The organism is Pseudomonas sp. URIL14HWK12:I12, from assembly GCF_003097135.1.
GTDB lineage: Bacteria > Pseudomonadota > Gammaproteobacteria > Pseudomonadales > Pseudomonadaceae > Aquipseudomonas.
In genome coordinates this window covers 1-23,333 of the sequence record NZ_QEQL01000006.1, presented here as the reverse complement: position 1 = coordinate 23,333, position 23,333 = coordinate 1, and the positions used below count along the sequence as shown (strand labels likewise).

The window sequence follows — 23,333 nt, the reverse complement described above, 5'->3', positions numbered from 1 at the left end:
CATCAGTGGCGCGGCGCCGGGATCTGGTCAAGCAACTGTGCCAGCACCTGGTCGGCGCTCAGCCCGTCGATGTCCAGCTCCGGGGCCAACCGGATACGGTGGCGTAGCACGGCCAGCGCACCGCCTTTGATGTCGTCCGGGGTGACGAACTCGCCCCCGCGTAGCAGCGCGCGCGCACGGCCGCAACGGATCAGGGCAATGGAGGCACGTGGCCCGGCGCCGACGGCCAGGCCTGGCCATTCTCGGGTGGCGCGCGCCAGGCGCACGGCGTAGTCGAGCACTTGGTCATCCACTGGCAGGGTGCTCGCCACTTGCTGCAGGCTACTGACCTGCTGCGCGTCCAGTACCCGTTGCAGAGGTTGCACATCAAGCATGTCGGCACGTGCAGACCGGCTTACCTGACGGACCAGTTCGAGCTCATCTGCTGCGGCAGGGTAGCCGATGTGCACCTTGAGCATGAACCGGTCGAGCTCAGCTTCAGGCAAGGGGTAGGTGCCTTCCTGCTCGATAGGGTTCTGCGTGGCCATCACCATGAAGGGCTGTGGCAGGGGCAAAGCACGGCCTTCGAGCGTCACCTGGCGCTCCTGCATGGCTTCTAGCAGTGCAGCCTGTGTTTTGGCCGGGGCGCGGTTGATTTCGTCGGCCAGCAACAGGTGGGTGAAGATCGGCCCGCGACGCAGCTTGAACTGCTCGGTCTGCAAGTCGAACACCGCGTGGCCGGTGACGTCACTGGGCATCAGGTCAGGTGTGAACTGGATACGCGCAAACTCACCTCCGAAACAGCGTGCCAACGCCCGAATCAGCAAGGTTTTGCCCAGGCCCGGGACGCCTTCGAGCAGCACATGGCCCCCGGCGATCAAAGCGGTAATGATTTCGTCGATCACCGCATCCTGGCCGATCAGCGCCTGGCGCAGTTGTTTGCGCAGGGTCTGGGCCAGCGCGCTGGCGGAGGTGAGATCCAATGAAGTGTTTTCGCTCATAGGGCATTCCTGAGAGTTTGCAGCTGGGCTACCTGCTGGGTGAACTGGTGCAAGGGCAAGCGCTTGCCGGCTTCACCCGGCGCCATGGCCTGCGCAATGCTGGAAGTGGAGTGGCGAGTCAGGCGCGCAAGCACCTGCCATTGGTCGGCCACAGGCAGTTGATTGAACCCTGGATGCACGAGGTTCGCGCGCTGATGCAGGTCCTGTCGCAGGGTGCGCAGCAAAGACTGCTGGCCATGATGCCGGAGCATGAACGCGGCGCTGGCGCGAAGGTGCTCCAGCAGGCTCCGGCGGTTTGGCAGAGGTGCCGGTACCGTAGGGCCACGCCGCACGCCATGGTAGGCGCACCAGGCCAAGGCCAGCAGCAACAGAGCCAACAGGGCCTGGGGGAAATGCCGCAAGAGCAGGGTGGCCCAGGAGTCGTTCTGGCCCCGTTGCAGCAATGTCACATTGCGGTCCTGGTTCAGGTACCACAGCAACCAGGCGTTATCCTGTTCGCCCACATGCGCGTTGGTCCACAGGTTGGCGTCGCTGAGCACGGTGATCACACCATCGCCCCAGTCCAGCTGCATCAGGTGCGTGGCCCGGGCGCTGTTGGCCCAGGCCATGGCCTTGTCGGTGGGGTCTTCCAGGTGATTGTGTGGCTCGAAACCGAGCCTGGCCGGCGCTTGTTCGTTTTCGATGAACAACTCGGTGAGGTCCTGCTGCGGGGGCTTGCGCCGGTTGGCGGGCTGGGCCTGTTTATCGGCCTTGCCGGCGTCGGGCAGGCCCGCAGCGTACACACGGCGGATGTTCAGGGTATCGAGCAGCCGGTCACCGCTGCTGCCCTTGGCAGCGTTCCAGTAGCCCTCGCCAACGATCACCAGCCTGCCGCCCTTGCGCACCCAGCCCAACAGGCCCTGGACTTGCCCGGGTGTCATACGACGGCGGCTGCCGAGGATCATCAGGCTGCTGTCGGCGGGGGCGAGCTCTTGGTAGGTCGAAAGCTTGCTGGTGAGCGACACGTTGAGCCGCTGGGCCTGCAGGAAGCGGCGGGCCGCCAGGTATGGGTCGGCCAGGGCTTCGGCCGAGGGGCCCGGGTCGACCACTTCTTCGACGCGCTCCAATTGCTGCCACAGCATGAAGCCCAACGCGGCACACACCAGCGCAGCCAGGACGAACAGCGCCCGTTTAAGCGTCATGCTTCACCTTCCGAAAACAGCCTTCGCCAGCCTTGGCAAAGCTCCGCACCGACCTGCGGGGGCGGTGATTGGTGGCCGTATGCCAAAGCTTGCCAGTGGCGGGTCAGTTTCTGGCTGAAGTCTTCCAGCCCCGACAGTTGCAACTGCTCGACCCTACGCAGTACCTGGCCCTCGGTATCGGCTGCGTGCAAGGGGACGTGGTAGTCGTTGAGCAACCGGCTGAGCAGGCCCCGATAGAGCAGGCCTAGCGCTTGGCGGGCGTCTTGTTGCCAGAGCCGCTCGGCATGGCTTGCCAGATCATCGGGCAGGCTCTCCGGGGCCAGGTCCAGGCCAAATAGCTGCTGTGGGCCTGCCGGTGCACGCGGCCGACGGCGCGTGATGCGCTGGCCAACACCGTGCAGCAGGCGCCGGTAGTGCCAGGCTAGCCAGCCGATTGCAGCCACCAGTGCAAGCCAAAGCAGCGCCTGCAGCATCTGTGCGACGACCTGAAGGTACGCTGCATCTGATTTGTCGCGGGGTGCCGTTTCGGCCTTGGGTTCGGGTTTGTCATGGGCCGCTTTTTCGCCACGCCAGTGCCAGCGCGTCTCTGTGCGTGGGTTGCTGAACGGTGGCTGATGAAGGATTGCATCGATCGCCTGGCGCGATTGCCCGCTGTCGAGGCGTTGATGTGTGAGGCGCGCAGGCTCGGGCTGCGTGGCCTGGGCTGGCGGGCTGGCCCAGGGCGCTGCAAGCCACAGCACCAAGGCCAAAGCCGGCGTCAGCCTTCGGCCAAGGCTGCGCAGGATCAACTCCAGGTCCCAAGCTTCAAGCCACGTGCGTCGGTTCAGGTAGAGAGTGAAACCGCAGGCCACATACATAGGCTCCCAGAACGCAACCACCAGCCCATACAGCAGGTTCGAAAGGTGGCTAGCCCAGTTGGCCTCCTGGCTGGCGATGCCGCGCAAGGTGTCGAACCATTCCCAGTCGCTGTTATCGCTGAGGGGAATCATCAGCAGCAAGACTGTGCTGATGCCCATCAGCAACACGGCTTCCACGTGCATCCCTACCAGGGTAAGCCAGCTCGCAGCGCGGCCCTGTTGGCGATGCAGCAGGGCCAGGCGATCGCGATAGGCGGCCCCGCGTAGGCCTTCCAGTTGCGCCACCGGAAGGTCAAAGCTGCGCAGGGGGTTGAAGCGCCGCCAGGTCAGGTTGGCGAGCGTGTGCCTACCCAGCAGGCGGGGCCAGGCGCGCAGAGCTTGGCGCACGGTAGGAGGCTGTGTGAACAGGCCCTGCGCCAGGATGTGCAGGGGCAGTTCGTCGAACGCCGGCTTTAGCCACCAGAACACCACCACCGCTACCGTGGGGCTGCGCCAGCTCAGGGCGGTGAGCAGCAGCAACGTCGGTATCGTCAGCCACAGCCAGCTCACCACCAGAAGCCGTCGATGGTGACCTGCCAGGCGTAAACCCAGGTCGATGGCCTCCCACCGCGAGCGCGGGCGAATAGAGACAGAGGCGTCAGTCAGGTTCATGTTCACCTCGGCCCGCCAGGCACAGATAAGCGATCACCAATGCCCACAGCAATGCACCGACGGCGAACTTGATTGCTGGTGCGATGCTGCCTTTGGATGACCAGTAGGCTTCCAGAAATGCCGCGATCAACAGGAACATTGCTACGCCATAGACCAGCTGCAACGCCTGGCTTGCCGCCTGGCGCAACGCCTCGCCGCGAGAGAGGCGCCCCGGCGCCACCAGGGCCCAGCCCAGGCGCAAGCCGGCGGCACCCGCCAGGGCAATGGCGGTAAGCTCGAAGGCGCCGTGGCCGATCACGAATGACCAGAACGGCGTGGCAGCCGGTGTACCCGACAGGTGCCCGGCTACTGCGCCAATCTGCAGGCCGTTGTAGAACAGGTAGAACAAGCTGCCCAGGCCAAGCAGCAAGCCGCTGGCGAACGTCTGAAAGGCAATGCCGATGTTGTTCATGATGTAGAAGCCGAACATCATCCAGTCTTCGGTGCTGGCCCGGTCTGCGGCGCGGCCCAGGTGGCTCTGGCCGGCATCGTACATCTGCTCCATCTCACTGACTTTGTCTGGCGCCAGCACGCTGTACACCAGATCGGGCCACACCGCCACCAGCAGTGCTACCAACGCCAGCGTGCCGAACAAGGTGGCACAGGCCCCGAGCACGATGCCGCGGTTGGCGCGAACCTGACGCGGAAAACCGCGAAGGATGAACGCCGCAATAGGGCCGGCATAGCGGTTACGGGGGCGGTATAGCTGCTGATGCCCACGCAGTGCGAGGTGGCGCAGGCGCTCGATCAGATGGCTTGAATAATGACGTTCCTGGGCCAAGGCCAGGTCAGTGCACAGGCGCCGGTAGCGTTGGCTGAAGTGCCCGTGTGCGGCGCTGGAACGGTCTCGACGCTCCAGTTGCTCAAGCGTGGCTTCGAACGCCGCCCACTGCTCCTGATGACGCGCCTCGAATTGGCTCTGCTTCATACTGCTGGCCCCACCAATGCGCGCGCTACCCGTTCAATGCGCGGCATGGCTTGGTCGTCAGCCACGCCCAGAGCCGGTGCCATCAGGGCCGCCAGCTCCTGAACCCGGGCCGGGGCCAGGCTGGCCTGCCGCTCGGCCAGCTCAATCAGGGCCCGCTGCTCCTGCACACTCAAGGGGAAGGGTGCGGGTTCTGCGGGTACCTGAGGCAGGTCGGGTGCTTTCGGTGTGGCTTCCCGGTAGACCACCTGCGTGCCGGCGGCCAGGTCCCCCAGGCGCCTGAAGCTCGAATCGAGCAGGCAGCAGGTCAATCCCAGCGCATAGCCGAAGGGCAGTGCATCAACGGCGCGTAGCAGGTTGCGCAGCAGCGCCGCCGGCCAGCCGATTGGTGTGCCGTCACGATGCACCACTTGCAAGCCCATCAGTTGTTTGCCTGGCGACCGGCCCTGGCGCAGGCCCTCGAAAAGCGCCATGTACAGCCAGTTGAACAGAAAGAACAGCATCATCAGCGCGCCCACACCCAGGTCGCCCTGAAACAGCAAAATGGCACCCAGCACGCCCAGGACGCTTCCCCGAATGGCCAAGTCTATGGCGAAGGCTAATGCGCGAGGCACAAGGCCCGCCGGGCGAAGAAACAGGTCGATGCCCTCCGGCGTTTCGACCCGCAGCAGGGTGTCGAGGGGGCGTAGCAGCGTTCCGGTCCCTGGCGTTGCGTGTACGTAAGACATTGCGGCCGTCGGTAGGCTGGGAAAGCGCCGATGCTATCGGCGGCGGCTCGCCACGGCAAGCACAGCCGTGCCTTCTGGCGCACAGCCACGGCGCAATGGGGCAGAATAAGCACCTTGACCTCGTGCACAGGAGCCCCAGGTGACCGCAAGTATCTTCTGGTACGACTATGAAACCACAGGCATCGACCCTCGCTGCGACCGCCCGCTGCAAGTCGCGGGGCTGCGTACCGATCACCAGCTCAATGTGATTGACGAGCCGTTGAACCTTTATTGCCGGCCTAGCGACGATATCCTCCCGCATCCGGCAGCCTGCCGCATCACCGGCATCACCCCGCAAATACTGCAGGCACGCGGCCTCAGCGAAGCGGCCTTCATGGCCCGCGTGCACGAACAGCTGTCGCGGCCAGGCACCTGCGGGGCGGGGTACAACACCCTGCGTTTCGACGATGAGGTGACGCGCTACAGCTTGTACAGAAACTTCTATGACCCCTATGCCCGGGAGTGGCAAGGGGGCAATAGCCGTTGGGATTTGATCGATATCGTGCGCGCCGCCTATGCCCTGCGCCCTGACGGGATTGAGTGGCCAGAACGTGATGGGCAAGTGAGCCTGAAACTGGAAGCGCTCACTGCTGCCAACCGCTTGGAACACGGCCAGGCCCACGATGCACTTTCCGATGTATACGCAACGATTGCGTTGGCCAAGTTGATTCGAGCGCGCCAGCCCAAATTATTCGACTGGTTTTTTCAATTGCGAGGCAAGCGCGCCGTTACTCAACAGATTCATCTGATGCAGCCGCTGGTGCATATTTCCGGGCGATTCTCGGCGGCGCGCTCTTATTTGGGCGTTGTGCTGCCGTTGGCCTGGCACCCGGTCAATCGCAATGCGCTGATTGTGTGCGATCTGCATCTGGACCCCGCTGTGTTGTGGGAACTTACCCCTGAGGCGCTGGCGAAGCGGTTATACACCCGCCGTGAAGAGTTGGCGGAGGGCGAACGGCCTGTGCCGCTGAAGTTGATTCATGTAAACCGATGCCCGGTGATAGCACCGATGAGTGTATTGCGCGAACAAGATCGTCGCCGCCTGGGCCTGGATATGGAGCAGTTGAAACAACATGCCCAAGCGCTAGCGGAGGCTGCGTGCGATTGGCCCTCCTTGCTGGCGCAGGTGTATCGAGACAGCGACTTCGCAACCAGCGAAGACCCAGAGCAGCAACTCTACAATGGCTTTATCGCAGAACGGGATCGGCGCCTGTGTGATCAAGTGCGCAGTGCATCGGCGTCAGCGCTGGGCAATTCTGAATGGATATTCGATGATGCCCGGCTTACCGAGTTGCTGTGGCGATATCGCGCTCGAAACTTCCCCGAAGCCCTGGACGCGCTTGAGCGGCAACGGTGGCAGAGCTTCTGCCGTGCGAGGCTGAGCGAGCCCAAGCATGGGGCGCCTCATACCGTGGCGCAGTTCGAGGCCGCGCTTGCCGACTATGACATGGAGGCCGAGCCGGTGCTGCAGCAATGGGCTGAGTATGTGCACGGCCTACGTGAACGCTTCGGGCTATAAACGAAAAACGCCAGCAGTGCTGGCGTTATCGGTGTTGCAGCGGTGCATCAGTCGAGCAGGGTAGCCCAGCTCTCGACTTCTTCCGGGCCCCACTTGGCTTTCCACTCTTTCAGCGTTTTATGGTTGCCGCCTTTGGTTTCGACGACTTCACCGTTGTGCGGGTTCTTGTATTGCTTGACCTTGCGGGCGCGTTTCGGGGTCGCGACTTTAGCAGTGCGCGGCGCTTTGGCCGGGTACGCATTGGGATCGAGAATGGCGACGATATCCCGCAGGGACTTGGAATATTCACCCATCAGCGCACGCAGCTTGGATTCAAATTCCAGTTCGCTTTGCAGGTTTTTGTCTTCCTTGAGAGCGGCCAGGCGTGCCTGTAGTTCGCGGATGGTTTCTTCTGTGGTGCGGTAATCGTTGATCAGCGACATAAATGGCCTTTTGAAGTGAGCGTTGCTTAACAATAGCGGCAATAATAGTCAGTGAGAGAGGGAGAGTAAACACAAGTAATGTGAATCAGGTGAAAACAGTCTCCGAGAATATGGGAATGTTTCGGAATCTTCACAAAAGGCAGTCCCCGCTACCGGGTTCACTTAGATGAATGCTTTGATTGCAGGTGCAATTATTTTCAGCGGCGTTTGAGGTTTGATCCGCCGTTGCCTGTTATACATCCTGCGCCACGCGGCTCGCGGTTATGAGTCCTGACGCCACCGGAGTAACCGTTTGAGGAGCGGTTTGCCTACCAGAAGTAGGAACAGTGGGCCGCCGGCAATAAGGTAGAAATAAAAAGTCACTATGCGCCAGATGACGATCGCCGCTGCAGCAGTGCCCTTGCCAACCATCGGTGCCAACAACGCCGCAGAGGTTAGTTCTGCTGCGCCCGCACCACCTGGCAACAGGCTGAATTGCCCCGCACACAGGGCGAGCATCTGAACCAGGAAACTCCAGGCCCAGTCGAGTTCCGCACCTAGGCCGATGAGGGTGATATACAGAACGCTGTAGCGCAGGCTCCAGTGTATGCAGGTCAGTACGAACGCCAACAATAGGCGCCGTTTTGGCTGGCGCAGCGTGTCGGCCAGCTGGGCGCTGAAATGCAACGTGCGGCGTGCCCAGCGCCAGCGTGTGGCGTGGCGTACCCGCAGCTTGGCCAGCAGCTTGCCTGAAAGGCTCAGCATGCGCCTGTGGTACCGGGCAAGGAAGCCGCAGCCCACCAGTGCAGCGACGATCAGCACCGCGCTGCTGACCAGCAGCCCGCGCATGTGCTCGCTCAAGTGATGCAGCAGGGCGTAGCACAGCACCCCGATCAGTGCGCACAGAAAGAACAGCAGGTCATTGATCTGGTCCATGGCGAACACCGCACCGGCGCGTGCTGGGTGAATGCCATGGCGCCTAAGCAAAGCCATGAACGTCAGCGGGGCTCCACTGCCTCCCGGGGTAGCGCAGTACGCGAACTCGGTGGCCATCACCAGGCCAAGGCAGCGCACGGGCCCGACGTTGCGAGCCTGATCACCCAGCAGCAGGCGAGTGCGGGTGCTGTTGATCACCCAGCACAGCAGGATCATGGCGAACATGCCCAGTAGCAGGTGTGGAGGGAAGTCCAGCAGGCGCCCGAAGAGTTCCTTGCCGCCTAAAGCCAGGGGAATGCCGATGGCGGCCACGATAGCCAGGATGAGCCACAAGGCGCGTTTCAACGTGCACCTCGTGAACAGGTAGGGCCGGATGGATCAGGTTTCACGGGCCAAGTGCCTCAGGATTCGGAATCACACATGGACCCTGGTCGCGCACGGAGGTTCTAGGGCAGGGCCAACCACGGGCGGCCGTATCAGCGGCAGCCCGGCCAGGCTTGGCCTGGCGGGGCCGATGATAATCAGGAAACGAAGCGAGACGCCAGCCAGAATAGGCTTGCCGCAAGCAACATGGCGACAGGCAGGGTGAGCACCCAGGCCAGGAGGATGTTTTTTACCGTGCTGCCCTGCAAGCCGCTGCGGTTGGCGACCATGGTGCCCGCCACACCGGATGACAGCACATGCGTGGTCGATACGGGCAGGGCGAACACGTTGGCCAGGCCGATGGCAGTGACAGCGGTTACCTGGGCCGAAACGCCCTGAGCGTAAGTCATGCCTTGCTTGCCGATTTTCTCGCCGATGGTCTTGACCACGCGTTTCCAGCCAACCATGGTGCCGATGCCCAGCGCCAGGGCTACGGCCAGGATCACCCAGAACGGGGAGTATTCGGTGGTGCTGGTCAGGTCCTTGCGCAGCTTGTCGAGGTCGGCCTTTTCACGGCCATCCAGTGCAGGCAGCTTGCCAACCTTGCGGGCGGTGTCGTCCAGGCACAGCAAGTAGCGGCGCGTTTCGATACGGCGCTCCGGTGGCATGCTGTGGTAGTCGCTGATGTTGTTGAGATTGCCCAACAGTGCAGCGATGGTCGGCTCGGTCTGGCTGGGGTCGCACTGGAACTGCCCCGGTAGATCGTTGGCGCGGGCCTTGCCCAGGGCAAGGTAATCGCCGAGCGAGGAGGCGTTGCGCTGGTAGAACTGGCTCAAATGCACGGTCGCATCGCGGGTGCGCTCAATCTGGTAGGTGGTGCTCGACAGGTCGAGCACGAACTGGCTCGGCACGATGCCGATCAGTACCAGCATGATCAGGCCGATGCCTTTCTGCCCGTCATTGGAGCCATGCACGAAACTCATGCCAAGCGCCGACAACACCAGGCCCAGCCGGCCCCAGAAGGGCGGATGCTTCTTGTCGTCGATCTGCCGGCGCTGCTCTGGGGTCTTGTGCATCTTCGAAGCTGGGCGCAGCTTCTTCATGCCGATCAGCAACAGGCCTGCCATTGCGAAGCCCACCAGGGGGGAGACTACCAACGAGGCGCCGATGTCGATTGCCTTCTGCCAGTTGACCCCATCGCCCAAGGGGATGTGATTGATCATCGCATTGGCCAGGCCCACCCCGAGAATGGACCCTATCAGCGTATGGGAGCTGGAGGCCGGTATCCCGAAGTACCAGGTGCCCAGGTTCCAGGCAATGGCCGCCGCCAGCAACGAGAACACCATCGCCAGGCCGTGGCCGGTATTCACATTGATCAACAACTCGACCGGAAGCAGGTGAACGATGGCATACGCCACGCCCACACCTCCCAGCAACACGCCAAGGAAGTTGAACAGGCCCGAGAGGATCACCGCCAAGTGAGGCGGCATGGCCTTGGTATAGATGACAGTAGCCACCGCATTGGCGGTGTCGTGAAAGCCGTTGATGAACTCGAAGGCCAGGACGAAGCCCAGTGCCAGCAGCAAGCTGACGATGACCCAGGCGTCCAATCCGCTGAATAGATCAATCATGAAGGTGGTGTGACCGTTCTTTGGGGGGCGCGATTATGACAGAAAAGTGGCTGCGCCGAAGCGCCCGCATTCCGATAAGTCACGAACGGTTGACCAGAGGCGTAAGCCCCCGCATTGATTTGGCCCGTGCCAGCGGCTATTCGGCCGTCTCGTGCAGCTCTTTTTCCATCTTCTGCAGCTCTTGGGCGAACGCTTTGTCTTGAACGGTGGCGCGCTTGCGCCAGCGCTTGCGTTCAGGCTCAGGTTGGGCGGCATAGGTAGTGATTTCACCACCGTAAATATCCTTGAAGCGTTGTTCCTGACGCTCGAGTTCCGCGCGCAGTTCGTCTTTGGTCACATGCTTACCTGTTGGTATTGAGGTATATCGAATAAGCCGCGCACTACCAGGATAGGCCCGTGCAGGCGAGGCGGCCAGGGCGGCCGGTGTAAACGTTATCCGCGTTATCTATGACTCGTCAACGCTGCCAGAGGTTTCCGATAAGCGCTGTAAAAGTTTTATCACCCGCACTTGGAAGAGATGCAAGTTGGAACCTGAAACCAACTTTAATGTTAAGGCGGGTAAGAAAAAGGCCTCGCTGAACCAGCAAGGCCTTGCCTTGGACTTCCCTGGTGGGTACCTGACCAGTCTCTCCCAGGAAATCCGTAGCCCCAGAGGGCGATTGGCAAGGCAAAAGGTATAGCGGTCGGCCATCAGGGTCAATTGCGATTATCGGCCAGTGGTCCGATAATCGCCCGCAGGCCCCTCGCGACTTGGGGCGTTCTTCACCGCCTGGAGGCCCGTTCCATGAACGATCAACTGCGTAACTCCTTCGCCTCGTTGGCCCCTCCCATCGTGGCCTCGCCCGCCAAGCGTATTCAGGCATTCGCCGGCGACCCCGATTTCATGACCTCGCTGGCTCGCGGCCTGGCTGTGGTGCAGGCATTCCAGGAACGCAAGCGGCACTTGACCATCGCGCAAATCAGCCACCGTACCGAGATTCCCCGTGCCGCCGTGAGGCGCTGCCTGCATACGCTGATCAAGTTGGGTTATGCCACGACCGACGGGCGCACTTATTCGTTACTGCCTAAAGTGCTCACGCTGGGGCATGCGTATCTGTCGTCCACACCCTTGGCGGTTTCGGCGCAGCCGTATCTGGACCACATGAGCGAACAACTGCATGAGGCCTGCAATATGGCAACCCTGGAAGGTGAGGACATCCTTTACATCGCCCGTTCGGCGGTAACGCAGCGGTTGATTTCCGTTGACCTGAATGTCGGCGGCCGGTTGCCGGCCTATTGCACTTCGATGGGGCGCATCCTGCTCTCGGCGCTCGACGATGCCAGCCTGAGCGAATACCTGGAGAGTGTCGAGCTGCAACCCAAGACCAGCAAGACCATTACCTCCAAAGCTGCCTTGCTCGAGTGCCTGCAGGGTGTCCGGCAACAGGGGTGGTGCATCGTCGACCAAGAGCTTGAGCAAGGTTTGCGCTCGATCGCCGTTCCGGTCTACGACGCCTCCGGCCAGGTGCTCGCTGCGCTGAACATCAGTACTCACGCCGGTAGGGTCAGCCGCACGGACCTGGAGCAGAAGTTTTTGCCCAGTATGCTGACTGCCAGCCGCAACTTGAGCGCGCAGCTGTTCAGTTAACGGGTCGCGTTATGCGTTCGATTATCGAACGCTTAGTCGATTATCGAATTGTTTTGCTCCGGGGCATCACCTTAATCTTCAGCCATCGCTGTTCAAGCCGCACGTACAGCGCTTGAACGATGCTTACAAGAATGACTCATGCCCTGGAGTCCACAAGATGGCTGACATAATCTCGCTGCACGACGCGGTGAAGCAGTTCGTCCACGATGGCGATACCGTTTCCCTGGAAGGCTTCACCCACCTGATCCCTACGGCCGCCGGCCATGAAATCATCCGCCAAGGCAAGAAAGACCTGACCCTGGTGCGGATGACCCCCGACCTGATCTACGACCAGCTGATTGGCGCCGGCTGCGCACGCCGGCTGGTGTTTTCGTGGGGGGGTAACCCGGGTGTCGGGTCGCTGCACCGGCTGCGCGATGCTGTTGAGAAACAGTGGCCGCATGCGATGGAAATTGAAGAGCACAGCCATGCTGACCTCGCCAACGCCTATGTGGCCGGGGCTTCGGGCCTACCGTTCGCGGTATTGCGCGCTTATGCTGGCTCTGACCTGCCCAAGGTCAACCCGCTGATCAAAAGCGTAACTTGCCCCTTTACCGGCGAAGTGCTGGCGGCCGTGCCGTCCGTGCGGCCGGATGTCACCGTCATTCATGCTCAGAAAGCCGACCGTAAAGGCAACGTACTGCTGTGGGGCATTCTGGGCGTACAGAAAGAAGCCGCACTGGCGGCGAAGCGTTGCATCGTCACCGTGGAAGAAGTGGTCGATGACCTCAACGCCCCGATGAATGCATGCGTGTTGCCGACCTGGGCTTTGGCTGCGGTATGCCTGGTGCCCGGCGGCGCTCACCCTTCCTACGCCCATGGGTACTACGAGCGGGACAACCGCTTTTACCAGGATTGGGACCCGATCGGCCGCTCCCGCGAGGCATTCACCGCCTGGATCGACAAGCACGTGCGTGGCACCGAAGATTTCAACGCATTCAAGGCATCGCTGGCGGCGGAGGCATGAGCATGAGCATGAGCACAGACTACAACACCTCTGAAATGATGACCGTAGCCGCCTCGCGCTGGCTAGACAACAAAGCGGTCTGCTTCGTAGGTATCGGCCTGCCCTCCAAGGCAGCGAACCTGGCGCGGCTGACCCACTCCCCGGATGTGACGCTGATCTATGAATCCGGGCCGATTGGCGCCAAACCTACAGTGTTGCCCCTGTCCATCGGTGATGGTGAGCTGGCGGAAACCGCTGACACCGTTGTGCCCACCGGTGAGATTTTCCGTTATTGGCTACAGGGCGGCCGGATCGATGTCGGGTTTTTAGGGGCCGCTCAAGTGGACCGTTTCGGCAACATCAACACCACCGTGGTAGGCGATTATCACCACCCCAAAGTGCGATTGCCCGGCGCCGGCGGCGCACCGGAAATCGCAGGGTCGGCCAAGCGCTGCCTGATCATTCTCAAGCAATCGCATCGCAGTTTCGTCGACAAGCTCGACTTCATCACCTCGGTGGGGCATGGGGAAGGCGGTGACTCGCGCAAACGCCTTGGCCTGCCGGGCGCGGGGCCGGTAGCGATCATTACCGACCTGTGCATCATGCAACCGGAGGAAGGCAGCAACGAGTTCATCGTGACGTCGATTCACCCCGGGGTCACCCGTGAGCAGATCGTCGAAGCCACCGGCTGGGCGATTCGCTTCGCCGAGCACGTGACCACCACACAGGCGCCGAGCGAAGCCGAACTGGAGGCGCTGCGCGATCTGGAAGCACGTACTGCCAAGGCCCATGGCCAAGCGCCGGGAGAAGCATGATGCGCGAAGTTTATATCTGCGATGCCGTTCGCACGCCCATTGGCCGTTTCGGAGGGGCTTTGTCGGCGGCGCGCGCCGATGACCTGGCCGCGGTGCCGCTGCAGGCACTGATCAGCCGCAACCCACAGGTTGATTGGGCACAGCTTGACGAGGTTTTTCTAGGCTGTGCCAATCAGGCCGGCGAAGACAACCGCAACGTGGCGCGCATGGCATTGTTGCTGGCGGGGCTGCCGGACAGCGTTCCTGGCGTCACGCTCAATCGCCTCTGCGCCTCGGGCATGGACGCCGTCGGCACCGCGTTCCGGGCCATTGCCAGTGGTGAAATGGAACTGGCCATTGCCGGTGGCGTGGAATCGATGTCGCGTGCGCCTTTCGTGATGGGCAAGGCCGCTACGGCGTTCTCGCGCGATATGAAAATGGAAGACACCACCATCGGCTGGCGCTTCATCAACCCGCTGATGAAAGCGCAGTACGGCGTGGACGCCATGCCGCAGACCGCCGACAACGTTGCCGATGACTGGAATGTATCCCGTGAGGATCAGGACGCCTTTGCCGTGCGCAGCCAACAGCGTGCTGCCGCCGCACAGGCCGCCGGGTTCTTTGCCGAAGAGATTGTCCCGGTGCGGATCGCCAATAAGAAGGGCGAGGTGCTGGTGGAGCAGGATGAACACCCGCGTGCCGATACCACCCTGGAAACCCTGGCCAAGCTCAAACCGGTCAACGGTGCTGGCAAGACGGTAACTGCCGGCAACGCATCAGGTGTGAATGACGGCGCTGCGGCCTTGATTCTGGCCAGCGCCGACGCGGTCAAGAAACATGGCCTAAAGCCCCGTGCGAAGGTGCTTGGCATGGCCAGCGCCGGCGTAGCGCCACGGGTGATGGGCGTTGGGCCGACGCCCGCGGTGCGCAAGCTTTCAGCACGGTTGGGCATCGCGGTGAGCGATTTCGATGTGATCGAGCTCAATGAAGCATTCGCAGCTCAAGGCCTCGCGGTGCTGCGTGACCTAGGCGTGGCCGATGACGATCACCGAGTAAACCCTAACGGGGGCGCAATCGCGCTCGGCCACCCGCTGGGCATGAGCGGCGCGCGGCTGGTGCTGACGGCTGTGCATCATCTTGAAAAGACCGGTGGCCGCCTGGGTTTGGCGACCATGTGCGTCGGGGTGGGCCAAGGCCTTGCACTGGCGGTCGAACGTGTCTAACTGAGTTCGGGATACCGGCACTGCTTGATAGCGATAAGTGCCGAACAGTGGACGATGCCACGATCGGCCCCTGTTCGGCTGCCATCTGGCAGTGCTGTTGCCCCGGCGTGATGGCGGGCGGCCATAGATGGCAATTTGAATGCCCGAGAGCGTTGTCACAGTGTTACGTTATGTTTCCCTTGTCACCTCTAATGAGAAATAACACATGACAACGACTCATTACACGAGTGAAGAACGGCGTAAACGGATCTTTGCCATCGTGGGCGCTTCATCGGGCAACCTGGTGGAGTGGTTCGACTTCTATGTCTATGCATTCTTTGCCCTTTACTTCGCGCCCTCTTTCTTCCCTTCTGATAACCCCACGGTTCAGCTGGTCAATACGGCCGGGGTTTTCGCGGCGGGCTTTTTGATGCGACCGATCGGTGGCTGGCTGTTCGGCCGGGTTGCCGACCGGCTTGGGCGGCGCAAGTCAATGATGATTTCGGTGCTGATGATGTGCGGTGGCTCGCTGATCATCGCCTTCCTCCCGACCTACGCAAGCATCGGCACGGCAGCGCCGGTGCTGCTGTTGCTGGCGCGCCTGCTGCAGGGGTTGTCGGTGGGCGGCGAGTACGGCACCACCGCAACGTACATGAGTGAGGTCGCTCTGCGCGGCCAGCGTGGTTTCCTTGCCTCGTTCCAATACGTCACGTTGATCGGAGGGCAGTTGCTGGCGGTGCTGGTGGTGGTGATCCTGCAGCAGGTCTTCACCAAGCAAGAGTTGACTGAATTCGGCTGGCGCATCCCGTTCGTCATCGGCGCCGTGGCTGCCGTGATCTCGTTGTTCCTGCGTCGCTCGCTCGAAGAAACCAGCACGGCGCAGACCCGCAACGACAAGAACGCCGGCAGCCTGGCGAGCTTGTTCAAGCATCACAGCGCAGCCTTCGTTACCGTGCTTGGCTACACCGCTGGCGGCTCGCTGATCTTCTACACCTTTACTACCTATATGCAGAAATACCTGGTCAACACCGCCAAGATGACCCCGGAAACGGCCAGTTTCATCATGACGGGTGCCCTGTTTCTGTACATGTGCATGCAGCCGCTGTTCGGCATGCTGGCCGACCGGATTGGCCGCCGTGCCTCAATGATGTCGTTTGGCGTGCTGGGCGCAGTGTTCACGCTGCCGATCCTGCTGACCCTAAAGACCGTTACCAGCCCGTTTCTGGCCTTCCTGCTGATCGTCGCCGCTTTGGCGATCGTGAGCTTCTACACCTCCATCAGCGGCTTGGTGAAGGCTGAAATGTTCCCGCCGGAAGTGCGTGCGCTGGGTGTAGGCCTCTCTTATGCGGTGGCCAATGCGATCTTTGGAGGCTCGGCCGAATTCGTGGCGCTCAGCCTTAAATCCGCCGGCAATGAAAACGCCTTTTACTGGTACGTGACGGTGATGATGGTGATCGCGTTTCTGTTCAGCCTGCGCTTGCCGAAAAAACCTTCATACCTGCACGAAGACCACTGAAGCCACTAAGGTTCTGCCATGACTGATCGCCCCCGCAACGGCTTGTTCGACGCCTACTTCACCACCTCCGCCATGCGCGAGGTGTTCTGCGACCGGGGGCGTGTACAGGGCATGCTCGATTTCGAAGCCGGGCTGGCTCGCGCCGAGGCGCGGGCCGGGTTGTTGCCGGTGGCCTGCGTTGAACCGATAGAAGCCGCTTGCAACGCCCAGCTGTATGACTTCGACGCGTTAACGGTTGCGATCGCCAGCGCGGGCAACTCTGCCATTCCACTGGTCAAAGCACTGGGCAAGCGCGTGGCTTTGCGCAGTGCCGAGGCCGAACGCTATGTGCACCTGGGTGCCACCAGCCAGGACGCCATGGACACCGGGCTGGTGCTGCAACTGCGGCAGGCGATCGAGTTACTGGACGCCGGGCTTGCGCAATTGGCCGCGGGTGTGGCGCAGCGGGCCTCTGAACATGCAAGCACCCCCATGCCGGGGCGTACCTGGCTGCAGCACGCCACGCCGGTCACTCTCGGGATGAAACTGGCCGGCACGCTGGGGGCGCTGAATCGGCATCGCCAACGCTTGCAGGAGATCAAGCCTCGCTTGCTGGTGCTGCAATTCGGCGGCGCTGCCGGCACCCTCGCTGCTCTGGGCGCCCAAGCGCTGCCGGTTGCCGATGCGCTGGCCCAGGAGCTGGGGCTGGCGCTTGCGGAGCAGCCATGGCACACGCATCGCGATCGCATTGTTGAGTTCGGCGCCTGGCTTGGCCTGGTTGCCGGCACCCTGGGCAAGTTCGGTCGCGATATCAGCCTGCTGATGCAGACCGAGGCCGGCGAGGTGTTCGAGCCGTCGGCGCCAGGCAAAGGGGGGTCTTCGACCATGCCGCACAAGCGCAATCCGGTGGGCGCTGCCGCCCTTATAAGCGCGGCAACCCGCGCGCCGGGGCTGGTGTCGACACTCCTGAGTGCAATGCCGCAAGAGCATGAACGCAGCCTGGGCTTGTGGCACGCCGAATGGGACACGCTGCCCGAGCTGTGCTGCCTGGCAGCCGGGAGCCTGGCGCAGGCACAGGTCATCGCCGATGGCCTTGAGGTAGACGCCGCGCGCATGGCTTGCAACCTGCAGCTCACCCAAGGCCTGGTCCTGGCCGAGGCTGTCAGCATTGCGCTGGCTCAACGCATCGGCCGCGACGCCGCTCACCATCTGGTAGAGCAATGCTGCAAGCGTGCGGTGGCCGAGCAGCGGCATCTGCGCGCGGTGCTCGGCGATGAGCCGCAAGTGGCAGCGCAATTAAGTGCCGATGAATTGGACCACTTGCTCGACCCTGCGCATTACCTGGGCCTGGCCCAGGCATGGGTGGATCGAGCGGTGGCAGAGCATTCCCTGCTCAACGCTCGATAGGAGGCTATTTGTGGCTAGCGTCAAACTCGCCGATGGCGAACTCTATTACCAGCTCGATGGCCGCCAGGGCCAGCCGGTGTTGGTGCTCTCCAACTCACTGGGCACCAACCTGCACATGTGGGATGCCCAGGTTCCCGGCCTTGCAGAGCACTTTCAGGTGCTGCGCTACGATACCCGGGGCCATGGCAACTCTCTGGTCGCCCCTGGGCCTTACCGGTTGGAGCAACTGGGGCGCGACGTGCTGGCGCTGCTGGACGCACTGGGCCTGAGCAAGGTGCATTTCTGCGGGCTGTCGATGGGCGGGCAGATCGGCCAGTGGCTGGGAATCAACGCGCCTGAACGCATTGCCAAACTGGTCCTGTGCAATACCGGCGCCAAGATCGGCAGCGAGCAAGTCTGGAACCCGCGCATCGAAACGGTTCTGCGCGAGGGCGAGGCGGCCATGGTGGGCCTGGGTGAAGCGTCCATTGCGCGCTGGTTCACCCCCGGTTTTGCTCAGGCCAACCCCGCAGCGGCCAAGCGCATCACCGATATGCTCGCTGCCACCTCTCCCGAAGGCTACGCCGCCAGTTGTGCGGCGGTTCGTGATGCCGACCTGCGCGAGCAATTGGGGCAGATTCGCGCGCCACTGCTGGTGGTTTCCGGCACCCAGGACCCTGTAACCACGCCGGTGGACGGCGACTTCATCAGCACGCGTGTGGCTGGCGCCCGGCATATCCAGTTCGATGCCGCTCACCTGTCCAATGTCGAGGTAGGCGAAGCCTTCACCCAAGCGATCATCGACTTTTTGAAAGAGGCTTGAACATGGACGAGAAGCAACGCTATGAAGCCGGCATGCAGGTGCGCCGTGCAGTGCTCGGCGACGCCCACGTAGAGCGCAGCCTGAGCAACATCACCGAGTTCAACGGCGAATTTCAGGAAATGATCACCCGCCATGCATGGGGCGACATCTGGACGCGCCCGGGCCTGCCGCGCCATACCCGTAGCCTGGTGACCATCGCGATGTTGATCGGTATGAACCGAGAGGGGGAGTTGAAGCTGCACCTGCGTGCTGCGCGCAATAATGGTGTGACACGGGAAGAAATCAAGGAAGTGCTGCTGCAGAGCGCGATCTACTGCGGCATTCCGGCCGCCAACGCCACTTTTCACCTAGCTGAAGCGGTTTGGGACGAGCTCGGTACAGAGTCGCTGTAGGCTGATCGAAGGGGCCGCGCCAGGCGCGGCCCGTAGCGGTTCAGATCAGCGAATACAGTAGGGCTGAAATGGCAACAAGGCCTACGAGAACCACGAATACGTTCGACCATTGCCCCGCATACCTGCGCATGGCCGGCACCTTGTGCACGGCATACATAGGCATCAAGAACAAGATGGCCGCTATCACCGGGCCGCCGAGCGTTTCAATCATGCCCAGGATGCTGGGGTTGAGGGTAGCGACGACCCAGCACACTACTGCCATGGCCACGGCAACCACCCGGTTCAGGGCTCTTTCACCCGGCCGAAGGCCGCTTTTCACGATCAACCCCTTGAGGCCTTCGCTGGCGCCGATGTAATGGCCAAGAAACGATTTGGCGATCGCCACGAAGGCAATCAGTGGCGCGGCAAAGGCGATCATGGGGTTGCTGAAATGGTTGGCCAGGTAGGACAGGATCGAAAGGTTCTGCGCCTTCGCCTCGGCCAATTGGCCTGGAGAAAGGGTAAGCACGCAGCTGAACACGAAGAACAGTACCGTGATCACCATAAGGCCATGTGCGCGGGCCAGAACCTGGCTGCTGCAGGGCTCGGCCTCTTCGCCGTGGCGGCGCTTGGCGTCTACTGCAAAGGCCGAAATGATCGGCGAGTGGTTGAACGAGAACACCATGACCGGAATCGCCAGCCAGAGAGTGCCCAGCAGGCCGGAAGGGGAGGGCGGTTCGGTGGCGGTGGAAAGAATGCCGCCAGTCCAGTGCGGCACCAGGAACACGCCCAGCAGCACCAGCGCTGTGATGAAGGGATAGACCAGCCAACTCATCACCCTGACCGTGGCTCGCTCGCCGCACCGCACGACAATCATCAGGCCGACGATCAGCAAGGCTGCCAACGCGGCGCGAGGCGGGGCGCTCACATGAAGTTGATGCTCAAGGAAGCTGCCGACGGTGTTGGTCAGGGCCACGCTGTAGATCAGCAAGATCGGAAAGATCGCGAAAAAATAAAGCAGAGTGATCAGTGCACCGGCCTTTGCCCCGAAGTGCTCGGTGACCACACCGGTAATGTCCTCGTCACCCCTGCCGGAGAGCACGAAGCGGGTAAGGCCTCGGTGAGCGTAGTAGGTCATCGGGAAGGCCAGCACGGCAAGCACCAGCAGCGGCCAGAAACCGCCAAGGCCGGCGTTGATCGGCAGGAATAGAGTACCGGCACCGATCGCTGTGCCGAACAGGCCCAGCATCCAGGTGGTGTCTTCGCGGCCCCACCCTTGGGAGGTGGCGGTTTGATCCAGGCGCGCGGTGGCGCCGGTGGCCTGCTTGTTCATTCGGGGGCTCCGTATGCAGGGCTCTGGAACGCGGCCTCGGCGAGGATGTAGCGGGCAGCTCACGCCTCGGCCAGTAAAAAAAGCGGGGATTCTGGACTGTTCGGACGCACTTGCAAAGCGTTTGTCGCCCGATGGCGGGCTATGCTGAGCGTTACCTTCGCGCCCAAATGAACGCCCGCTCGTTCGCCGAGGCACTGATCTGGTATAAAGCAGCCATGCCTGTGGCCGAACGCTGGCGGTAGGCACCTGTCGAATTTTTCACATGTTTGTGCAAGGTATTCAGAGAATGAGCGAACGTCCCGAAGAGCCCGGCAAGGCACCCGACGCCGATAGCCTGCTGCCCGTCGATGAGCACATCGAGGAAGGCCACGATGCCGAAGGGCGCAAGGTGCGCCACCGCGGGATCTACCTGCTGCCGAACCTGTTCACCACCGCCAACCTGTTCGCCGGCTTCTATTCGATCATCAACTCGATCAGCGCCCAGAGCGCGCTGAGCGCTGGCAATGCTGCCGAGGCCTCCCGGTACTTTTCCTTTGCGGCCATCGCGATCTTCGTAGCCATGGTGCTCGACGGCCTCGACGGTCGAGTCGCACGGATGACCAATACTCAAAGCGCCTTTGGTGCCGAGTATGACTCGCTGTCCGACATGATCGCGTTCGGCATGGCGCCGGCGCTGCTAGCCTTTGGTTGGGCACTGGGCGATATGGGCAAGGTCGGCTGGATGGTGGCCTTCATCTATGTGGCCGGTGCCGCATTGCGCCTGGCGCGTTTCAATACCCAGGTAGGCAAGGCCGACAAGCGTTATTTCATCGGCCTGGCCAGCCCAGCGGCGGCCGGGGTGGTGGCCGGTACGGTATGGGCGTTGAGCGATTTCGACATACCCGGTTCGAAACTGTCGTTTCTGGTAGCCCTGCTGGTGGCAGCGGCGGGCATGCTGATGGTCAGCAACATCAAGTACAACAGCTTTAAGGAACTCGACCTCAAAGGACGTGTACCCTTCGTGGCGATCCTGGCTGTGGTGTTGGTTTTCGCCGTTGTCTTCAGCGACCCACCGCGCATTCTGTTGATCATTTTCGTGTGTTATGCCGCCTCCGGGCCGATCCAGCATTTGATTCGAATGCAGCGCCGGCAAGGGAAATAAAACCGGCGCGGGGGCGTCACACTTCTTGAACGGCCGTTCTGCTGCCTTGTGGAGTCCCCCATGATCATCAAGTCTCGCAAATCTTCCGACTGCCTTGAATCGGAAGTCACCTCTGAATCTGCCTACCTGTCCCGTCGGCACCTGCTTGGCGCGGCGGCGGCCGGCGGGCTCGCGGCCTCGATGCCTGGCTGGGCCAGAGCGGGGGAAGTGTCTCGCTACGAGGGTGTGGACGCGAGCCAACCCCCGGCCTGGTTTACTGGCAAGCTACCTGCCACGCAATGGCAGGCGATGACCGTGACGGGTGAGAGCATCACACCCTGGCGGGATGCAACTCACTACAACAACTTCTATGAGTTCGGCACCGACAAGGGTGACCCCGCCCAGAACGCCGGTGGGCTTAAGACGGAGCCCTGGTCCGTGGTAGTCGACGGGGAGGTGGGCAAACCCGGGAAGTATGCCCTCGAAGACTTCATCAAACCTTACCAACTTCAGGAGCGCATCTACCGGCTGAGGTGCGTGGAGGCGTGGTCGATGGTTATCCCGTGGCTGGGGTTTCCACTCGCCGATCTGCTCAAGCAAGTTGAGCCTACCTCCAAGGCTCGGTATATCCGCTTCGAAACCTTGCACGACCCGGCACAGATGCCTGGCCAGCGTTCCTCGTTCGCGCTTATCGACTGGCCGTATGTAGAAGGCCTGCGTATGGATGAAGCCATGCACCCGCTGGCCATCTTGGCGGTGGGGATGTATGGGCGGGAACTGCCTAACCAGAATGGCGCGCCGCTGCGGTTGATCGTCCCGTGGAAATATGGGTTCAAGGGGGTCAAATCGATCGTTCGGATCAGCCTCGTCGAAAAGCAGCCAGAGACCACCTGGCAGCGCATCGCACCCAGCGAGTACGGTTTCTTCGCCAACGTTAACCCCACTGTGGACCACCCTCGGTGGAGCCAAGCGAGGGAGCGGCGCCTGCCCAGCAGCCTATTCAGCCCCAATGTGCGGCAGACGCTCATGTTCAATGGCTATGCAGATGAAGTGGCATCGCTTTATGCAGGCATGGACCTGCGGGTGAATTACTGATGCGTTACGCAGGGTTTCGCTGCGCCGTATTCCTGGTGGTTGCCGTCTGGCCGATCTATTGGTTGTATCAGGCTTGGATCTTCGCACTCGGGCCCGACCCCGGCAAGGTGCTGGTTGATCGTCTAGGGCTGGGTGCGCTGATCATTCTAATGGTGACTCTGTCACTGACACCCTTGCAGCGCATGACGAGTTGGGCAGGCTGGGTGTTTGTCCGGCGCCAGCTGGGGTTGTGGTGTTTTGCCTGGGTAGTGCTGCACCTGGCGGCTTATCTATTCTTTGTGCTCGGCCTTGCCTGGGACCAATTGGGCATAGAGTTGAGCAAAAGGCCATACATTATCGTTGGGGCGCTGGCCTTGTTGATGTTGCTGGCCTTGGCGGTCACTTCAAACCGATACAGCCAGCGGCGGCTGGGCAAGCGATGGAAGACGCTGCACAAGCTTGCCTACGCAGTGCTGGGGCTTGGGTTGCTCCATTTTCTATGGATCGTCCGCGCGGACCTCGAAGAGTGGTCTATATATGCGCTGGCAGGTGCACTGTTGATGGCCCTGCGCATTCCTGCCGTGGTGCGTCGCCTTCCACGCTTGCGAAGGAAAACGGCGAATCTTCAAAATAAAGGTTGACGCCTGTTCTGAGCCCCTTATAATGCGCCCCACTTCCAGCGACAACGGAACGCTAAACTCCTTGAGATTCAACGAGTTAGCGATTTTGAAGAGGTTGGAAGTGCTTCAGTCTCCGGATTGAACGCGGTGAAAAAGGTGGTTGACAGCAGGTTGTAACGCTGTAGAATTCGCCTCCCGCTTCAAGAGGCAGCGAAGCGAGTCAAGTGGTTGATGTTTCAAGAGTTTAACGAAA

General features: G+C 61.7%; 22 protein-coding genes. 12 read left to right on the top strand and 10 right to left on the bottom strand.

Annotation, left to right across the window (positions count from 1 at the left end):
- Window positions 1–2: 2 nt before the first annotated feature.
- Genes F474_RS17485 through F474_RS17465 form a run of 5 tightly spaced genes read right to left on the bottom strand, consistent with a single transcriptional unit; the run spans window position 3 to window position 5,361 of the window.
- Complete coding sequence (locus tag F474_RS17485; RefSeq protein WP_097087604.1) at window positions 3–980, bottom strand: MoxR family ATPase; 978 nt, start codon at window positions 978–980, stop codon at window positions 3–5.
- A complete protein-coding gene (locus F474_RS17480; RefSeq protein WP_097087607.1) occupies window positions 977–2,161 on the bottom strand; it encodes a DUF4350 domain-containing protein in 1,185 nt (394 codons plus the stop codon). Before F474_RS17480 ends, F474_RS17485 begins: the two co-directional genes overlap by 4 nt.
- Window positions 2,158–3,669: a DUF4129 domain-containing protein gene (locus F474_RS17475; protein ID WP_097087610.1), complete on the bottom strand. Its 1,512-nt coding sequence runs from the start codon at window positions 3,667–3,669 to the stop codon at window positions 2,158–2,160. The genes F474_RS17480 and F474_RS17475 overlap by 4 nt, the downstream gene beginning before the upstream one ends.
- Window positions 3,656–4,636 (bottom strand): stage II sporulation protein M, encoded by a 981-nt coding sequence (locus F474_RS17470; protein WP_097087612.1) that lies wholly within the window; start codon window positions 4,634–4,636, stop codon window positions 3,656–3,658. The genes F474_RS17475 and F474_RS17470 overlap by 14 nt, the downstream gene beginning before the upstream one ends.
- On the bottom strand, window positions 4,633–5,361 hold the full coding sequence (locus tag F474_RS17465; RefSeq protein ID WP_097087614.1) for an RDD family protein: 729 nt from the start codon (window positions 5,359–5,361) through the stop codon (window positions 4,633–4,635). Before F474_RS17465 ends, F474_RS17470 begins: the two co-directional genes overlap by 4 nt.
- 139 nt (window positions 5,362–5,500) lie before the next feature.
- On the opposite strand from F474_RS17465, the gene sbcB reads away from it, so the two are divergent.
- Window positions 5,501–6,919: an exodeoxyribonuclease I gene (sbcB, locus tag F474_RS17460; protein ID WP_097087616.1), complete on the top strand. Its 1,419-nt coding sequence runs from the start codon at window positions 5,501–5,503 to the stop codon at window positions 6,917–6,919.
- Window positions 6,920–6,966: 47 nt separating this feature from the next.
- On the opposite strand, the gene mvaT is transcribed toward sbcB, so the two are convergent.
- The 4 genes from mvaT to F474_RS17440 form a co-directional block, all read right to left on the bottom strand.
- Entirely contained in the window at window positions 6,967–7,341 is a 375-nt protein-coding gene (gene mvaT, locus F474_RS17455; RefSeq protein ID WP_097087618.1) for a histone-like nucleoid-structuring protein MvaT, read from the bottom strand.
- A 261-nt stretch (window positions 7,342–7,602) separates the two neighbouring features.
- Entirely contained in the window at window positions 7,603–8,601 is a 999-nt protein-coding gene (locus F474_RS17450) for a lysylphosphatidylglycerol synthase transmembrane domain-containing protein (RefSeq protein ID WP_097087621.1), read from the bottom strand.
- 176 nt (window positions 8,602–8,777) lie between these two features.
- Entirely contained in the window at window positions 8,778–10,250 is a 1,473-nt protein-coding gene (locus tag F474_RS17445) for an inorganic phosphate transporter (protein ID WP_097087623.1), read from the bottom strand.
- Between the two features lie 136 nt (window positions 10,251–10,386).
- Entirely contained in the window at window positions 10,387–10,587 is a 201-nt protein-coding gene (locus tag F474_RS17440; RefSeq protein ID WP_097087626.1) for a hypothetical protein, read from the bottom strand.
- A gap of 447 nt (window positions 10,588–11,034) precedes the next feature.
- Here F474_RS17440 and F474_RS17435 point away from each other — a divergent pair, with 447 nt between their 5' ends.
- From F474_RS17435 to pcaC, 8 genes are all read left to right on the top strand, one after another.
- A complete protein-coding gene (locus tag F474_RS17435) occupies window positions 11,035–11,877 on the top strand; it encodes an IclR family transcriptional regulator (protein ID WP_097087628.1) in 843 nt (280 codons plus the stop codon).
- Window positions 11,878–12,034: 157 nt separating this feature from the next.
- Window positions 12,035–12,883 (top strand): CoA transferase subunit A, encoded by an 849-nt coding sequence (locus F474_RS17430; RefSeq protein WP_097087631.1) that lies wholly within the window; start codon window positions 12,035–12,037, stop codon window positions 12,881–12,883.
- 8 nt (window positions 12,884–12,891) lie between these two features.
- Window positions 12,892–13,677, top strand: a complete 786-nt coding sequence (locus tag F474_RS17425; RefSeq protein WP_097087696.1) for a CoA-transferase subunit beta — start codon at window positions 12,892–12,894, stop codon at window positions 13,675–13,677.
- Complete coding sequence (gene pcaF / locus F474_RS17420) at window positions 13,674–14,879, top strand: 3-oxoadipyl-CoA thiolase (protein WP_176510735.1); 1,206 nt, start codon at window positions 13,674–13,676, stop codon at window positions 14,877–14,879. Before F474_RS17425 ends, pcaF begins: the two co-directional genes overlap by 4 nt.
- Window positions 14,880–15,084: 205 nt before the next feature.
- Entirely contained in the window at window positions 15,085–16,374 is a 1,290-nt protein-coding gene (locus F474_RS17415; protein WP_097087635.1) for an MFS family transporter, read from the top strand.
- Window positions 16,375–16,392: 18 nt separating this feature from the next.
- The gene (locus F474_RS17410) at window positions 16,393–17,760 is read left to right on the top strand and encodes a 3-carboxy-cis,cis-muconate cycloisomerase (protein ID WP_097087637.1); all 1,368 of its coding nucleotides are present in this window, start codon (window positions 16,393–16,395) and stop codon (window positions 17,758–17,760) included.
- 10 nt (window positions 17,761–17,770) lie between these two features.
- Window positions 17,771–18,562, top strand: coding sequence for a 3-oxoadipate enol-lactonase (gene pcaD / locus F474_RS17405; RefSeq protein WP_097087639.1), 792 nt, complete (start codon window positions 17,771–17,773; stop codon window positions 18,560–18,562).
- 2 nt (window positions 18,563–18,564) lie between these two features.
- Window positions 18,565–18,954, top strand: coding sequence for a 4-carboxymuconolactone decarboxylase (gene pcaC, locus F474_RS17400; RefSeq protein WP_097087642.1), 390 nt, complete (start codon window positions 18,565–18,567; stop codon window positions 18,952–18,954).
- 40 nt (window positions 18,955–18,994) lie between these two features.
- Here pcaC and F474_RS17395 read toward each other — a convergent pair whose 3' ends face one another.
- On the bottom strand, window positions 18,995–20,266 hold the full coding sequence (locus tag F474_RS17395; protein ID WP_097087644.1) for an aromatic amino acid transport family protein: 1,272 nt from the start codon (window positions 20,264–20,266) through the stop codon (window positions 18,995–18,997).
- Window positions 20,267–20,552: 286 nt separating this feature from the next.
- On the opposite strand from F474_RS17395, the gene pssA reads away from it, so the two are divergent.
- From pssA to msrQ, 3 genes are read left to right on the top strand one after another with little or no spacing between them, the layout of a single operon-like run.
- The gene (gene pssA, locus F474_RS17390) at window positions 20,553–21,407 is read left to right on the top strand and encodes a CDP-diacylglycerol--serine O-phosphatidyltransferase (RefSeq protein WP_097087647.1); all 855 of its coding nucleotides are present in this window, start codon (window positions 20,553–20,555) and stop codon (window positions 21,405–21,407) included.
- A 60-nt stretch (window positions 21,408–21,467) separates the two neighbouring features.
- Entirely contained in the window at window positions 21,468–22,481 is a 1,014-nt protein-coding gene (gene msrP / locus F474_RS17385; RefSeq protein WP_097087650.1) for a protein-methionine-sulfoxide reductase catalytic subunit MsrP, read from the top strand.
- Entirely contained in the window at window positions 22,481–23,101 is a 621-nt protein-coding gene (gene msrQ, locus F474_RS17380) for a protein-methionine-sulfoxide reductase heme-binding subunit MsrQ (RefSeq protein WP_097087652.1), read from the top strand. The genes msrP and msrQ overlap by 1 nt, the downstream gene beginning before the upstream one ends.
- The last annotated feature ends 232 nt before the right edge of the window (window positions 23,102–23,333 follow it).